The organism is Streptomyces sp. NPDC043685, assembly GCF_056436585.1.
The window spans coordinates 129,916-143,817 of record NZ_JBWKCH010000007.1; the positions used below are offsets into that span (position 1 = coordinate 129,916).

Below are 13,902 nucleotides of genomic sequence, written 5' to 3' on the forward strand. Positions count from 1 at the left end.
GGTCGCGCAGTTCCCCGCGCCCCTTAGGTGCTGCGCCGCCCCCTTCCTTGAAACATACCGACCGGTTAGTCTGGCGCCATTGCCGATCCGCGACTGAGGAGACCGATGGTGGGAGCCTTTCAAGAGGCCGGAGTCGTTGTCACGGGGGCCGGCGGCGGAATCGGAGCCGCGCTCGCCCGGCGATTCGCCGCGGAAGGGGCCCGGGTCGTCGTCAACGACCTGGACGCCGAGCGGGCCAAGCAGGTCGCGGACGAGGTGGGCGGCATCGCCGTGCCCGGGGACGCCTCGGCGATCGTCCCCGAGGCCCGCGACGCGCTCGGCGGGACCGTCGACGTCTACTGTGCCAACGCCGGCGTCGCCGCCGACGGCATCGAGCCCGGGCAGCCGCTGGACGAGAAGGCCTGGGCCCTGTCCTGGGACGTGAACGTGATGGCGCACGTACGGGCGGCCCACGCGCTGCTGCCCGCCTGGCTGGAGCGCGGCAGCGGACGCTTCGTCTCCACCGTGTCCGCCGCCGGGCTGCTCACCATGATCGGGGCCGCTCCCTACGCCGTCACCAAGCACGGTGCGCTCGCCTTCGCCGAGTGGCTGTCGCTGACGTACCGGCACCGGGGCGTGAAGGTCCACGCCATCTGCCCGCAGGGCGTGCGCACCGACATGCTGGCCGCCACCGGCAGCGCCGGCGACCTGGTGCTCCAGCCGACCGCCATCGAGCCGCGGGCCGTGGCGGACGCGCTCTTGGAGGGCATCGAGGCGGACCGGTTCCTGATCCTGCCGCACCCCGAGGTCGCCGCCTACCACCAGGCCCGGGCCGGTGACCCCGACCGGTGGCTGTCCGGCATGAACCGCATCCAGCAGCAGTGGGAGGCGACCCGGTGACCGAGTCCCGTTACGCGGCCAAGCCCTGGCTCGACCTGCTCAGCGACGCCCAGAAGGGCGCGATCGACCCGGCCGACTCCCTCGTGCACGCCCTGCGCGGGGTCGTGGCGGAGACGCCCGACAGCGACTTCCTGGCCTACTTCGACGGCCGTCTGACCTACCGGGAGGCCGACGAGCTCAGCGACTCCGTCGCCGGGCACCTCGCCGCGCGCGGTCTGCGGCGCGGCGACCGGGTCGCGGTGCTGCTGCAGAACTCCCCGCACTTCGTGCTCGCCGTGCTCGGCGCCTGGAAGGCCGGCGCGGTCGTCGTGCCCGTCAACCCGATGTACAAGTCGGGCGAGGTGTCCCACGTCCTGCGGGACGGCGAGGTCACCGCGCTCATCTGCTCCGACCGTGCCTGGGAGTCGTATCTGCGCGAGACGGCCGCCGACTCGCCGGTGCGGATCGTGCTCACCGGGTGCGAGCTTGACTTCCAGACCCGGGGCGAAACGCGGGTGCTGACCTTCGAGCGGCTGCCGCAGGCCCCGGACGCCGACGACCTGGTGACCGTGGCGCGGGCCGGCCACAAGGCGCCCGAGGACCGTGATCCCGGCCCCTCCGACATCGCGCTCATCAGCTACACCTCCGGCACGAGCGGCACGCCCAAGGGCGCCACCAACACGCACGGCAACATCATGTACAACGCCGAGCGGCAGCGGACCGGGCTCGGGCTGCCCGAGCGGCCGGTGTACTTCGCGCTCGCGCCGCTGTTCCACATCACCGGCATGGTCTGCCAGTTCGGCGCCTGCCTGAACAGCGGCGGCACGCTCGTGCTGGCCTACCGCTTCGAGTCGGGCGTGGTGCTGGACGCGTTCGCCGAACACCGCCCGCACTACACGGTCGGCCCGTCCACGGCCTTCATGGCGCTCGCCGCCCACCCCGCCGTCACCCGCGACCACTTCTCCTCCTTCCGGGTGATCTCCTCCGGCGGCGCCCCGCTGCCGCCCGCGCTGGTGGAGAAGTTCCGGGCCGGTTTCGGCCCCTACATCCGCAACGGCTACGGGCTCACCGAGTGCACCGCGCCCTGCGCGTCCGTGCCGCCCGGCCTGGAGGCCCCGGTCGACCCGGTCTCCGGGACCCTCGCCGTGGGACTGCCCGGCCCCGACACGGTCGTACGGATCGTCGACGACGCCGGTGAGGAGGTGCCCTTCGGCGAGCAGGGCGAGATCGTCGTCAGCGGCCCGCAGGTCGTGCCCGGCTACTGGCGCCGCCCCGACGCCACCGCCCAGACCTTCCCCGGCGCCGAACTGCGCACCGGCGACATCGGCTTCATGGACGAGCGGGGCTGGCTGTACGTCGTCGACCGCAAGAAGGACATGATCAACGCGTCCGGCTTCAAGGTGTGGCCGCGCGAGGTCGAGGACGTCCTCTACACGCACCCGGCGGTGCGCGAGGCCGCCGTGGTCGGGGTTCCCGACGGGTACCGCGGCGAGACCGTCAAGGCGTACATCAGCCTGCGTCCGGACGCCGACACGGACCCGGATGCACTCGCCGCCTACTGCAAGGAGAGACTGGCCGCCTACAAATATCCGCGCCAGGTGGAGATCCTTCCGGACTTGCCGAAGACGGCCAGTGGGAAGATCCTCCGTCGGGAACTGCGTTCCCGTACGCAAGGCAACTGACAGCAGAACGGAAAGGCAGGTGGCGGCAGTGCCCAGGACCACGGACTCGGACGGCACGCCCGTGCCCCAGCGGCTCCTGGCCGCCGCCACCCGGCTCTTCGCCGAGCAGGGGTACGACCGCACCTCGGTGCAGGAGATCGTCGAGGCGGCCGGCGTCACCAAGGGGGCGCTGTACCACTACTTCGGCTCCAAGGACGACCTGCTGCACGAGGTGTACGCGCGCGTGCTGCGCATCCAGCAGGAGCGGCTGGACGCGGTGGCGGGCGCCGACGAGCCGGTCGAGAAGCGGCTGCGGGCCGCGGCCGCCGACGTCGTGGTGACGACCATCGACAACCTCGACGACGCGATGATCTTCTGGCGCTCCATGCACCACCTCAGCCCCGAGAAGAACAAGCAGGTCCGCTCCGAGCGCCGCCGCTACCACGAACGCTTCCGCGCGCTCGTGGAAGAGGGGCAGGAGTCGGGCGTCTTCTCCAAGGCGACCCCGGCCGACCTCGTGGTCGACTACCACTTCGGCTCGGTCCACCACCTGTCGACCTGGTACCGCCCCGACGGCCCCCTCACGCCCCAGCAGGTGGCGGACCACCTGGCCGACCTGCTGCTGCGCGCCCTGCGCCCGTAACCGGCTGCGGAGTCGTCAGGAAAACGCCTCCCTACCCCGAAGGGTGGTCACGAGACAGCGCGAAGTTTCACATCCCGCCCACACCCGGGCGGCAGGAGCGCCGGGAGTCTCCCGCCGCCCCTGCCGCCCGTACGCGTCACAGGTACCGCTTCAACTCCCGCCGCGCCAGCGACCTCTGGTGCACCTCGTCCGGCCCGTCCGCGATCATCAGCGTCCGCGCCCCGGCGTACAGCTCCGCCAGCGGGAAGTCCTGGCTCACCCCGCCCGCGCCGTGCAGCTGGATCGCCCGGTCGAGGATGTCCACCACCGCCCGGGGCGTGGCGATCTTGATGGACTGGATCTCGGTGTGCGCACCCCGGTTCCCGACGGTGTCCATCAGCCAGGCGGTCTTCAGCACCAGCAGCCGCAGCTGCTCCACCGTCACGCGCGCGTCCGCGATCCAGTTGTGCACCACGCCCTGCTGCGCCAGCGCCTTGCCGAACGCGGTCCTCGACACGGCCCGCCGGCACATCAGCTCGATCGCCCGCTCGGCCATGCCGATCAGCCGCATGCAGTGGTGGATGCGCCCGGGCCCGAGCCGCGCCTGCGCGATGGCGAAGCCGCCGCCCTCCTCGCCGACCAGGTTCGACACCGGCACGCGCGCGTGGTCGAAGATCACCTCGGCGTGACCGCCGTGGTAGTGGTCCTCGTACCCGAACACCTGCATGGCGCGCTTGACGGTGACGCCCGGGGTGTCACGCGGCACCAGCACCATCGACTGCTGACGGCGGATGTCCTCCCCGTCCGGGTCGGTCTTGCCCATCACGATGAAGATCGCGCAGTCCGGGTGCATCGCCCCGGAGATGTACCACTTGCGGCCGGTGATGACGTACTCGTCGCCGTCCCGCTCGATGTGCGTGGTGATGTTGGTGGCGTCGGAGGAGGCCACGTCCGGCTCGGTCATCGCGAACGCCGAGCGGATCTCCCCGGCCAGCAGCGGCTCCAGCCACTGCTTGCGCTGCCGTTCGTCGCCGAACTGGGTGAGCACCTCCATGTTCCCGGTGTCGGGTGCCGCGCAGTTCGTCACCGTCGGCGCCAGCTGCGGGGAGCGGCCCATGATCTCCGCGAGCGGCGCGTACTGGAGGTTGGTGAGCCCCGCCCCGTACTCGGAGTCCGGCAGGAAGAGGTTCCACAGGCCCTGCCTGCGGGCCTCGGCCTTGAGCTCCTCGACCACGGGCACGGTCTCCCACGGCGAGTCGAGCCGCTCGCGCTGCTCGTGCGCGACGGCCTCGGCCGGGTAGACGTACTCGTCCATGAAGGCGAGGAGCTTGGCGCGCAGCTCTTCGGTGCGCGCGTCGAAAGCGAAGTCCATGTGGATCAGCCCTCCTGGAGGCCTTCGTGGAGCGTGGTCAGTCCGTGCCGGACGAAGACGGGGACGAGGTCGCCGATGCGGTCGAAGCCGTTGCCGACCGTCTGGCCCAGCGTGTAGCGGTAGTGGATGCCCTCGAGGATCACGGCGAGCTTGAACCATGCGAACGCCGTGTACCAGGAGACCGCGGAGACGTCGCGCCCCGAGCGCGCGGCGTACCGCTCGATCAGTTCCGACGGCGCCGGATGCCCGGGAGCCTCGGCGGTCGTGGAGACGGGGGAGTCGGCCATGCCCAGCGGCATGCTGTACATGACCAGCAGGCCGAGGTCGGTGAGCGGGTCGCCGAGCGTCGACATCTCCCAGTCGAGGATCGCCTTGATCCGGTCGTCCTCGCCGATCAGCACGTTGTCCAGCCGGTAGTCGCCGTGCACGACCGCCGGGGCGGGGGAGCGGGGCAGTTCGCGTCCGAGGGCGGCGTGCAGCTCGTCGATGCCGTCCAGGTCGCGGTTGCGGGAGGCGTCCAGCTGCTTGCCCCAGCGCCGCAGCTGCCGGTCGAGGAAGCCCTCCGGTCTGCCGAAGTCGGCCAGGGACACCTCGCCCGGGTCGACCGCGTGCAGTTCCACCAGCGTGTCGACGAGGTTCAGCACCGCGCCCCGGGTCCGCTCGGGGCCGAGCGGGGCGAGCTGGTCGGCGGTGCGGTAGGGGGTGCCCTCGACGAACTCCATGACGTAGAACGGCGAGCCCAGCACCTCCTCGTCCTCGCACAGCAGCACCGGCTCCGGGACGGGCACGGCGGTCCGGTGCAGGGCGCTGATCACCCGGTGCTCGCGCTTCATGTCGTGCGCGGTGGCCAGGACATGGCCGAGCGGGGGCCGGCGCACGACCCACCGGGAGGCGCCGTCGGAGACCGCGTAGGTGAGGTTCGACCGTCCGCCCTCGATCAGCCGGCCCGACAGCGGGCCGTTGACCAGGCCGGGCCGCTCGCGGTCGAGCAGGCCGCGCAGCCGGTCGAGATCCAGTCCGGGAGGATGGTCGGGGCTCATGCGTCGCTCCTACGGGCAGGTGAACAGTTCCCGACTCATGATGCCGACCGGTCGGTATGTCGTCCAGAGCGGGACCGAAACGTGATCGGGGCCACGATAGGCCGACGGCACCTCGCACGGGGCGCCGGGGAGGTTTCGGCCGGTTCGTTCAGGCCATCCGGCTTGCGTGCCCCGCGACGAGCCCGGAAGGTCAAAGCCATGAAGGCCATCAGCTACTCACGGTACGGCGGTCCCGAGGTGCTGGCGTTCGGGGAGGTGCGCGACCCGAAGGTCGGCCCCGACGCGGTGCTGGTCAAGGTGCGGGCGGCGGCCGTCAACCCCGTCGACTGGAAGGCCCGCGAGGGCCACCTCGACGGCATCCTCGCCCCCGTCTTCCCCGTGGTACCCGGCTGGGACGTCTCGGGCGTCGTCGTACGGCCCGGGGTGGCCGTCTCGGAGTTCGACGTCGGCGACGAGGTCATCGGGTACGTGCGCGAGGACTTCCTCTCCCGCGGCACCTTCGCCGAGTACGTGGCGGCGCCCCTGCGCACCCTCGCGCGCAAGCCCCGCACCCTCTCCTTCGCGGAGGCGGCCGGGCTGCCGCTGGTCGGGCTCACCGCCCACCAGGTACTCGTCAAGGTGCTCCAGGTGAAGCGGGGCGAGACCATCCTGGTGCACGCGGCCGCCGGTGGCGTCGGCTCGGTCGCGGTGCAGCTCGGCGTCCATCTCGGCGCCCGGGTGATCGGCACGGCGAGCGAGTCCAACCACGACTTCGTGCGGGGCCTGGGCGGCGAGCCGGTGGTGTACGGCGAGGGCCTGGGCGAGCGGGTGCGCGGACTGGCCCCGGAGGGTGTGGACGCCGTGTTCGACACCGTCGGCGGGGACGCGCTGAAGGTGTCGGCGAACCTGCTGGCCCCCGAGGGCCGCCTGGCGTCCATCGCCGACAACGACGTCGTGAACTACGGCGGCCGCTACTACTTCGTCCGCCCCGACGCGCAGGACCTCCAGCACCTGGCCGACCTGGCGGAGCAGGGCGTGATCGGCGTGCACGTCGACGAGACGTTCCCCCTGGAGCGGGCGGCGGACGCGCACCGGCTGAGCCAGGAGGGCCGCACCCGAGGCAAGATCGTCGTGACGGTGGACTGGGAGGACGAGGGCGAGGCCGGGTGAGGAACGAGGCGTCCTAGAGGACCAGGGCGGCCCCGCACACCGCCATCGCCACCGTGCACAGCACCGCCGCCGCCGCGTGCCGGGGCGCGAACGCGGGCGGGCCCGGCGCGGCCGCGAGCGTACGGATGCGCAGGTGGGCGACGCGCAGGAAGCCCAGCCAGAGCACACAGCACAGCGCGCACGCGAGGACCCCGGCCGCCGACGCCCCGCCGTGCAGCACCGTCTTGACCGCCAGCACGGCGACCACCGTGCCCGACAGCGTGGTGCGCCGCCAGGCGAGCCGGGTCCGTTCGGGCTGGAGGCCGGGATCACGGTCGAGGTCCCGCGGCCCTGGATCTCCGGAGCCGGGCGGAGGGCCGGCCGGGGTGTTCACCCCTCCCACCCCACGAGCACCACCAGGACCATGGCGACCGCCACCACCGCGACGACGAGGCTCAGCAGGGCCGGGAACCGGGACACCGGCAGGTCCTCGCCGCGGCGCATGGCCCGCTCGCAGCGCACCCAGTGGTTGACGGCCCGCAGGGAGCACAGCACACCCGCGGCCAGCAGGGCGAGCGCCAGCCCCACCCGCCAGCCCCAGCGCAGGTCCGGCAGGAACTGGTCCACGGCGAAGCCGCCGCCGATCAGTGCGAGCGCGGTGCGCAGCCAGGCCAGGAAGGTGCGTTCGTTCGCCAGCGAGAACCGGTAGTCGGGCGTCTCGCCGTCCTCCCGGACCTCGGCGGGCGCGAACCACACCCGGACGTTCCGCACGAACTCGATCACGTGCGCGACCTTACCCGTCGGCCCGGCGCGTCTCCGCTTCAGCCGCTCCGGCCGCTCCGGCCGTTCCTGCCGCTTGGGCCGCTCCTGCGGCTCCGGCCGCTTCAGCCGTTCCGGCCGCCGACCGGAACGCCTTGAGCCGCTCGTATGCCGCCAGCCCGTCCGGGACCCATTCCCACTCGCCGAGGCGGCGCTCGACCTCCTCCTCGGGGACGAAGTCGTACCAGGCCACCTCCTCGGCCTGCGGCCGTACCGGCAGCTCGCAGCGGACCTCGTAGACCGCCGCCCACCAGCTCCCTCTGCGGCCGTCGTCGTAGAGGAACGTGAAGAGGTACCGCGGCTGCGGCAGGCCGGTCACCCCCAGTTCCTCCTCGGCCTCGCGCAGGGCCGCCGTGTCGTAGGACTCGCCCGCGCCGACGACCCCGCCGACGAACATGTCGTACAGGGAGGGGAAGACCAGCTTGGTGGCGGTGCGCCGGTGCACGAAGACGCGGCCCTCGGCGTCCCGGGCCTCGATGAACACACAGCGGTGGCGCAGCCCCCGGGCGTAGGCCTCGCCGCGCGGGGACCGGCCGACGACCCGGTCGTTCTCGTCGACGATGTCGATGATCTCGTCAGCAGAGCTCATGCCCCTCATCCAAGCAGGGGCGTGCGTCCGTGAAGCGCGGGGCCCGTCAGGGCGAGGCCGGGCTCACGGCGGCCGCGGCCACCGGTGTCCGCCGCGGCGCTCCCTGCGGCATCGCCGGGTGCAGTCCGAGCAGCACGATCCCGGCGACCACCGCGAGCAGGCCACCGGCCTCCCAGCTCAGCGCCACCGCGTCGGTGCGCAGCCGGTCGCCCAGGAAGCCGACGCCGCAGACGATCCCGGCGAGCGGCTGGGCCGCGGTCAGGGCCGGCAGCGACTTGCGCAGGGACGCGGTCTCGAACGCGCTCTGCACGAGGACCAGCCCCGTGACACCCAGCGCGAGCACCGCGTACGGCTCCCAGCCGGTGAGCAGTCCGGTGAGGCCGTCCTCGGCCACCTTCTGCCCGCTGATCCGGGTCAGCGCGTCCTGCACGCCGTAGAGCAGCCCCGCGGCCAGGGCCAGCAGCACCGGGCCGGAGCTCAGCCGGGACCGCTTGCCGTGGGTCGTGAGCAGCAGGGCGAGCCCGGTCATGGCTCCGATGATCACCCACTGTCGCACCGGATCGGCCGTCGCGGCGCCGCCTTCCGGCCGGCCGGCCACGATGAACGCGGTCACCCCGCCCGCCAGCAGGAGGAGGCCCGCCCAGCCCTGGCGGCCCAGCGGCTGCCGGGTCTGCCGGCGGGAGAGCGCGAGCGCGAAGAGCAGGTTCGTGGCGAGCAGCGGCTCCACCAGGGACAACTCACCCTGCCCGAGGGCGGCGGCGCCGAGTCCCATGCCGACCACCATCAGCGCGATGCCGCCGAGCCAGCGCGGCACCTTCACGAGGTCGATCAGCAGCCGGAAGGAGAGGAAGTCGCCGAGGGGGGCCCGCTGGGCCGCGTTCTGCTGGAGGACGAATCCGAAGCCCAGACAGCAGGCGGCACCCAGGGCGAGCGCCAGAACTAGAACCGACACGCGGTGTACCTCGATCGTCAGGTCGGGTCACGGTTGCGTAGGGGCCGACTGTACCGGCCGGCTCCGCCCGGCGCGCCCGTACGTCCTGCCATCGTCGGGGCCGGCGGCCCACCGCGCTATGACGTACGCCACAAAGGGGCGAAAGGGAAAAATCGGATGGATGGGCCCCTGGCCCCTCACGCCACTCAGATCACAAAACCCTCACAAGTGGCGGCAGTTGACGCGTGTAACGCCCCGGCGACCCTTGACGGCAACCATTGGCTGAGGGTTGGCTGTGCGTGATCAGCTCATGGCAATGCGCACACCCGCGCTCCCTCAGCCGCCGTGAGCCGAAACACCAGAAGAGCGCGTGAGGAAGTCCCGCGGTGCCCCCACCCCCGCCTCCCCTCGGCCGTGGCCGCAGACGTGCGTCGCAGACCTTCGACGAGGCCCTCGACGACGCCGACCTCGTGGCGGCCCGGTCCGCGCTCGCGCAGGGCCGCTGGCAGGTCGCCCGCTCACTCCTGGTGCACACCGGCGACGACTGGGACCGGCGCGGCCACCGGGTCACCGTCCTCGCGCGTGAGTCCTACTGCGCCGCGTGGGCCCGGGAGTGGCTGCTCGCCGAACCCGAGTCCGCCGACGCCGCCGTGCTGCTCGCCCTCGCCGAGGTCCGCCGCGTCCTGCACGGCAAGGCCAAGCCGCTCCGCGCCCGGGAGGCCTGCCAGGCCGCCGCCGCCCGTGCCCCCGCCGACCCCACCCCCTGGCTCGGCCTGCTCATGCTGGAGTGCGCGGTGGGCGGCGACCAGGACGTGGTCCGCGGCTTCGAGGCGGTCCGCGCCCGGTTCGCCGACCACCACCATGCCCACCACCTGATGGTCGCCCGGCTCGCCGCACGCCGCATCGAGGCCGGGCCGGACCCGCTGCACGAGGTCTACGACTTCGCCGGCTGGGCCGCCGAACAGGCACCCGCCGACTCCCCGCTCGCCATCCTGCCGGTCATCGCGCACGCCGAGCGCTACCGCGCGCTGGCCGCCGCCGGGTACGAGCCCGCCGACCCGGCCGCCTCCGGCCACTGGACGGGCCGCCGGGCCCGGCAGGTCATGAAGGCGGCCTTCGACTGGTGGCTGGAGTGGGAGCTGGAGGGGCACCCGCGGCGGCTGATCGACCTGAACTTCCTCGCCCACGCCAAGTTCTGCGAGGGACGGGGCGCCGAGGCCGCCGCCCTGTTCCACCGCATCGGGCGCCACGCGACCCCGGCCCCCTGGTCCTACCCGGACCGCGACCCGCACGCCGCCTTCGCCGCCGCCCGCGCCGGCGCGCTCGGCACGGCCTGACCACCCGATCCGAAGAGTGAGGACGCTCCCCCGATGACCACGGACAGTTCGAGAACGAGCACAGCCGCCCCCGGCGGCATCAGTACGTTCAAGGGGCAGGAGCGTGCCCTGCGCGCCGACCGGCTCGGGACCGGCGGGCTGCTGCTCTCCGTCCTCGCCGCGACCGCCCCCCTCATGGTCGTCGCGGGTGTCATGCCCACCACATTCGCGGTGATGGGCATCGTCGGCCAGCCGCTGCTCTTCGTCCTCCTCGGCGTCGTCCTCATCCTGTTCAGCATCGGCTACGCCGAGATGAGCCGGCACGTCCACAACGCGGGCGCCTTCTACGCCTACATCTCACGGGGCCTCGGCGGCACCGCAGGCGCGGGCGCCGCCCTGGTGGCCCTGGTCGCCTACAACGCGCTCCAGATCGGCATCTACGGCATCTTCGGCTTCGAGGTCTCCGGGCTCCTCGCCACCTACGCCGAGGTGGAGATCGCCTGGTGGATACCGGCCCTCCTGGCCGCCCTCGCCGTCGGCCTGCTGGGCTGGCTCAAGATCGACGTCAACGCCCGGGTGCTCGGCGTGCTCCTGGTCATCGAGGTGCTCCTCGTCGTCGTCTTCGACGTGGCCGCCATCGCCGACCCCGGCGCGCAGGGACTGTCCCTGCACGCCTTCGACCCCGACACCCTCACCGGCGCGGGCGTCGGCACCGCGCTGTGCTTCTGCATCGCCGCGTTCCTCGGCTTCGAGCAGGCCCCCGTCTACGCCGAGGAGACCAGCCGCCCGCACGTCCTGGTGCCGCGCGTGATGTTCCTCGCCGTCGGTGGGGTCGCCGTCTTCTTCGCACTCAGCTCCTGGGCCCTCACCGTCGCCACCGGCCCCTCCGCCATCGTCGGCACCTCCCGCGAGCAGAGCGCCGGACTGCTGTTCTTCCTCACCGAGTCCCGGCTCGGCGGCACCTTCACCGACGTCCTGCACGTCCTGTTCGTCACCGGCATGTTCGCCGCGCTGCTCAGCTTCCACAACGTCGTCGCCCGCTACGCCTTCGCCATGGGCCGCGAGGGCCTCCTGCCCGCCGCGTTCGGCCGCACCAGCGGCGGCAGCGGCGCCCCCGGCACCGGCTCACTGCTCCAGAGCGTGGTGGCCGTCGTGGTCGTCGCCGGCTTCGCCGTTGCCGACGACAAGCCGGTCGGCGACCCGACCGCGCCCGTCCTGCACCTGTTCACCTGGCTGGGCAACATCGGCGCCCTCGGCGTGATCGTGCTGATGGCGGCGGCCTCCCTGTCCGTCGTGGTGTTCTTCGTCCGCCGCGGCGCCGCCGGCACCCAGGCCTGGCGGCTGGTCACCTCCGCGCTGGCGGGCATCGCCCTGCTGGTCATCGCCGGCTACACGGTCAAGGACTTCGAGGTGCTGGTCGGCGCCGGCCCCGACTCCTCGCTGAGCTGGGTGCTGCCCGGCATCATCGGCCTCGCCGCGCTCGCCGGCGTCGTCCTCGGGCTGGTGCTGCGCGCCCGCGCCCCCGAGAGGCACGCCCGGATCGGGCTCGGCAACGAGGCCTTCCAGCTGGACAAGGCGGCCTCGTCCTGAGCGCGGCCCCGTAAGAAGTGGTTACGGAAATCTGACGAGCACCCGCGATCCCTGTCGAACCGGGGCCGCGGGTGCTCGAATGAGTACGTGAACGAGGACGTACACCCGGGTGTGAACGACGAACACCCCGAAGAGCGGGGCACCCCCATCGGCCGCCGCGTCTTCCTCGGCACCCTCGCCCTGGGCGCCGCGGGCGTGGTCGCCGCGCCCCCGCTGCAACGCGGCCTGGAGGGCTTCCTCGGCGGCGCGGCCGACAAGGACCCCACCGGGCTGACCGGCCTGCTCCCCAACGGGGGCGGCTTCCGCTACTACTCGGTCGCCTCGTCCGTGCCCCGCGAGAACGCCCGCACCTACCGCCTCACCGTGGACGGCCTGGTCGACCGACCGGCGACCTACACCCTCCGCGACCTCAGGGCCCTGCCCCAGACCCGCATGGTCCGCGACGTCCAGTGCGTCACCGGCTGGCGCGTCCCGCGCACCCCCTTCGAGGGCGTACGCCTCTCCAGCCTCCTGGACGCCGCCCGCGTCCGCCCCACCGCCAAGGCGGTCCGCTTCACCTGCTTCGACGGCACGTACACCGAGAGCCTCACCCTCGACCAGGCCCGCCGCGCGGACGTCCTGGTGGCCCTGCGCATGCGGGACGAGGACCTCGGCCACTCCCACGGTGGCCCGGTCCGCCTCTACGTGGCGCCCATGTACTTCTACAAGTCCGCCAAATGGCTCTCCGGCATCACCGTCACCGACGAGGTCCGGCCGGGCTACTGGGAAGAGCGCGGCTACGACGTCGACGCCTGGGTGGGCCGCTCGAACGGACGGGACGATGACCCTACGAGCTGACACACCCCCGGCCACGGCCGAGGTGCCCCGCTTCACCCCGGTACAGCGCTGGATCCACCGCACCACCGCCGCGCTGATGGGCCTCTGCGTCGCCACGGCGGCCTGCCTCTACATCCCGCAGCTCGCCGAACTCGTCGGCCGCCGCGACCTGGTCGTCACCCTGCACCAGTGGTCGGGCCTCGCCCTGCCCGTGCCCGTCCTGGCCGGCCTCGCCTCCCGGGCCTTCCGCGCCGACCTCGGCCGCCTCAACCGCTTCGGCCCGCACGACCGCACCTGGCTGCGCGCCGCCCTGCGCCGCGACAGACGCCACGCGTCCCGCCCCGCGGCCAAGTTCAACGCCGGCCAGAAGATCTACGCGTCCTGGATCGCCGGTGCCACCCTGGTCATGCTCGCCACGGGCCTGATGATGTGGTTCACCCACCTCACTCCCCTGCTCTGGCGCACCAGCGCGACCTTCGTCCACGACTGGCTGGCCCTCACCATCGGCATCGTCCTGGCCGGCCACATCGGCATGGCCCTGGCGGACCCGGAGTCCAGGAGGGGCATGCGCACGGGCAGGGTGAGCAGGCAGTGGGCGGACCGGGAGCACCCCCTGTGGCGGCAGTAGAGCGATCAGGGGGGCGGGGAACCGCGCGACAAGCCACGACGCAGGCTGGCGGCGTAGGGCGCGATCCCGGGCCGTACCACCTCGCTCCGCAGCGAGCAGATGTTGATGATCTTTCCGTGGCCGCGTCCCGTCATCCGGCGCGCCGCCTCCCGGCCGACCAGGAAGGCACTGGTCAGGTTGGTGTCCAGGATGCGGTGCCAGTCGGACTCGCCGAACTCCAGCAGCGGGGCCCGCAGTTGCATGCCCGCGTTGTTGACGAGGATGTCGAGCGGGCCCACCCGCTCCTCGACCTCGGCGACCCCCGAGGCCACCGATGATCCGTCGGTCACGTCGAACGCGGCCGTGTGCACCCGGTCGCCGGGCAGCCCGGCGGCGGCCTCGGTGAGCCGGTCCTCGTCGCGCCCGTTCAGCACGACCGTGCAGCCGGCCTCGGCCAGGCCGCGCGCGAGGGCGAGACCGATGCCCCGGCTGGAGCCGGTGACCAGGGCCGTACGGCCGCCGATGTCGAAGAGAGGGTGAGCCGTCATCGTCG

Annotated in this window: 14 protein-coding genes and 1 pseudogene; 8 read left to right on the plus strand and 7 right to left on the minus strand. The window is 72.7% G+C overall.

The window, feature by feature from the left end; all coding sequences use genetic code 11:
• The first annotated feature begins 105 nt into the window (after positions 1 to 105).
• The 3 genes from AC0665_RS23720 to AC0665_RS23730 are packed head-to-tail and all read left to right on the plus strand — an operon-like array spanning position 106 to position 3,162.
• Positions 106 to 879: an SDR family oxidoreductase gene (locus tag AC0665_RS23720; RefSeq protein ID WP_478509805.1), complete on the plus strand. Its 774-nt coding sequence runs from the start codon at positions 106 to 108 to the stop codon at positions 877 to 879.
• The gene (locus AC0665_RS23725) at positions 876 to 2,540 is read left to right on the plus strand and encodes a class I adenylate-forming enzyme family protein (protein ID WP_478705757.1); all 1,665 of its coding nucleotides are present in this window, start codon (positions 876 to 878) and stop codon (positions 2,538 to 2,540) included. The genes AC0665_RS23720 and AC0665_RS23725 overlap by 4 nt, the downstream gene beginning before the upstream one ends.
• A 28-nt stretch (positions 2,541 to 2,568) precedes the next feature.
• Entirely contained in the window at positions 2,569 to 3,162 is a 594-nt protein-coding gene (locus AC0665_RS23730; RefSeq protein ID WP_363120373.1) for a TetR/AcrR family transcriptional regulator, read from the plus strand.
• A gap of 136 nt (positions 3,163 to 3,298) precedes the next feature.
• Here AC0665_RS23730 and AC0665_RS23735 read toward each other — a convergent pair whose 3' ends face one another.
• Together AC0665_RS23735 and AC0665_RS23740 are read right to left on the minus strand one after the other, a co-directional pair.
• On the minus strand, positions 3,299 to 4,513 hold the full coding sequence (locus AC0665_RS23735; protein ID WP_468410497.1) for an acyl-CoA dehydrogenase: 1,215 nt from the start codon (positions 4,511 to 4,513) through the stop codon (positions 3,299 to 3,301).
• Between the two features lie 5 nt (positions 4,514 to 4,518).
• Positions 4,519 to 5,553, minus strand: a complete 1,035-nt coding sequence (locus AC0665_RS23740) for a phosphotransferase family protein (protein WP_478705758.1) — start codon at positions 5,551 to 5,553, stop codon at positions 4,519 to 4,521.
• A gap of 198 nt (positions 5,554 to 5,751) precedes the next feature.
• Between AC0665_RS23740 and AC0665_RS23745 the strand changes: the two genes are divergently transcribed.
• Positions 5,752 to 6,702 (plus strand): NADP-dependent oxidoreductase, encoded by a 951-nt coding sequence (locus AC0665_RS23745; RefSeq protein ID WP_478606624.1) that lies wholly within the window; start codon positions 5,752 to 5,754, stop codon positions 6,700 to 6,702.
• A 13-nt stretch (positions 6,703 to 6,715) separates the two neighbouring features.
• Here AC0665_RS23745 and AC0665_RS23750 read toward each other — a convergent pair whose 3' ends face one another.
• From AC0665_RS23750 to AC0665_RS23765, 4 genes are read right to left on the minus strand one after another with little or no spacing between them, the layout of a single operon-like run.
• On the minus strand, positions 6,716 to 7,075 hold the full coding sequence (locus tag AC0665_RS23750) for a DUF202 domain-containing protein (RefSeq protein WP_468410492.1): 360 nt from the start codon (positions 7,073 to 7,075) through the stop codon (positions 6,716 to 6,718).
• Positions 7,072 to 7,464 carry a YidH family protein gene (locus AC0665_RS23755; RefSeq protein ID WP_363120368.1) on the minus strand — a complete coding sequence of 131 codons (393 nt, stop codon included), beginning with the start codon at positions 7,462 to 7,464 and terminating at the stop codon, positions 7,072 to 7,074. The genes AC0665_RS23750 and AC0665_RS23755 overlap by 4 nt, the downstream gene beginning before the upstream one ends.
• 10 nt (positions 7,465 to 7,474) lie before the next feature.
• On the minus strand, positions 7,475 to 8,089 hold the full coding sequence (locus AC0665_RS23760; RefSeq protein WP_478606622.1) for an NUDIX hydrolase: 615 nt from the start codon (positions 8,087 to 8,089) through the stop codon (positions 7,475 to 7,477).
• A 46-nt stretch (positions 8,090 to 8,135) separates the two neighbouring features.
• Positions 8,136 to 9,041 carry a DMT family transporter gene (locus AC0665_RS23765; RefSeq protein WP_478509802.1) on the minus strand — a complete coding sequence of 302 codons (906 nt, stop codon included), beginning with the start codon at positions 9,039 to 9,041 and terminating at the stop codon, positions 8,136 to 8,138.
• Between the two features lie 365 nt (positions 9,042 to 9,406).
• Here AC0665_RS23765 and AC0665_RS23770 point away from each other — a divergent pair, with 365 nt between their 5' ends.
• From AC0665_RS23770 to AC0665_RS23785, 4 genes are all read left to right on the plus strand, one after another.
• Positions 9,407 to 10,357: a hypothetical protein gene (locus AC0665_RS23770; protein ID WP_468410488.1), complete on the plus strand. Its 951-nt coding sequence runs from the start codon at positions 9,407 to 9,409 to the stop codon at positions 10,355 to 10,357.
• A 33-nt stretch (positions 10,358 to 10,390) separates the two neighbouring features.
• Positions 10,391 to 11,926, plus strand: a complete 1,536-nt coding sequence (locus tag AC0665_RS23775) for an APC family permease (RefSeq protein ID WP_478606619.1) — start codon at positions 10,391 to 10,393, stop codon at positions 11,924 to 11,926.
• 111 nt (positions 11,927 to 12,037) lie between these two features.
• Positions 12,038 to 12,763 carry a molybdopterin-dependent oxidoreductase gene (locus tag AC0665_RS23780; protein WP_478705832.1) on the plus strand — a complete coding sequence of 242 codons (726 nt, stop codon included), beginning with the start codon at positions 12,038 to 12,040 and terminating at the stop codon, positions 12,761 to 12,763.
• Entirely contained in the window at positions 12,747 to 13,370 is a 624-nt protein-coding gene (locus tag AC0665_RS23785) for a cytochrome b/b6 domain-containing protein (protein ID WP_468637080.1), read from the plus strand. Before AC0665_RS23780 ends, AC0665_RS23785 begins: the two co-directional genes overlap by 17 nt.
• 44 nt (positions 13,371 to 13,414) lie before the next feature.
• Here the strand turns inward: AC0665_RS23785 and AC0665_RS23790 are convergent.
• A pseudogene (locus AC0665_RS23790) lies at positions 13,415 to 13,897 on the minus strand (SDR family NAD(P)-dependent oxidoreductase); the annotation flags it as partial.
• Positions 13,898 to 13,902: the final 5 nt, after the last annotated feature.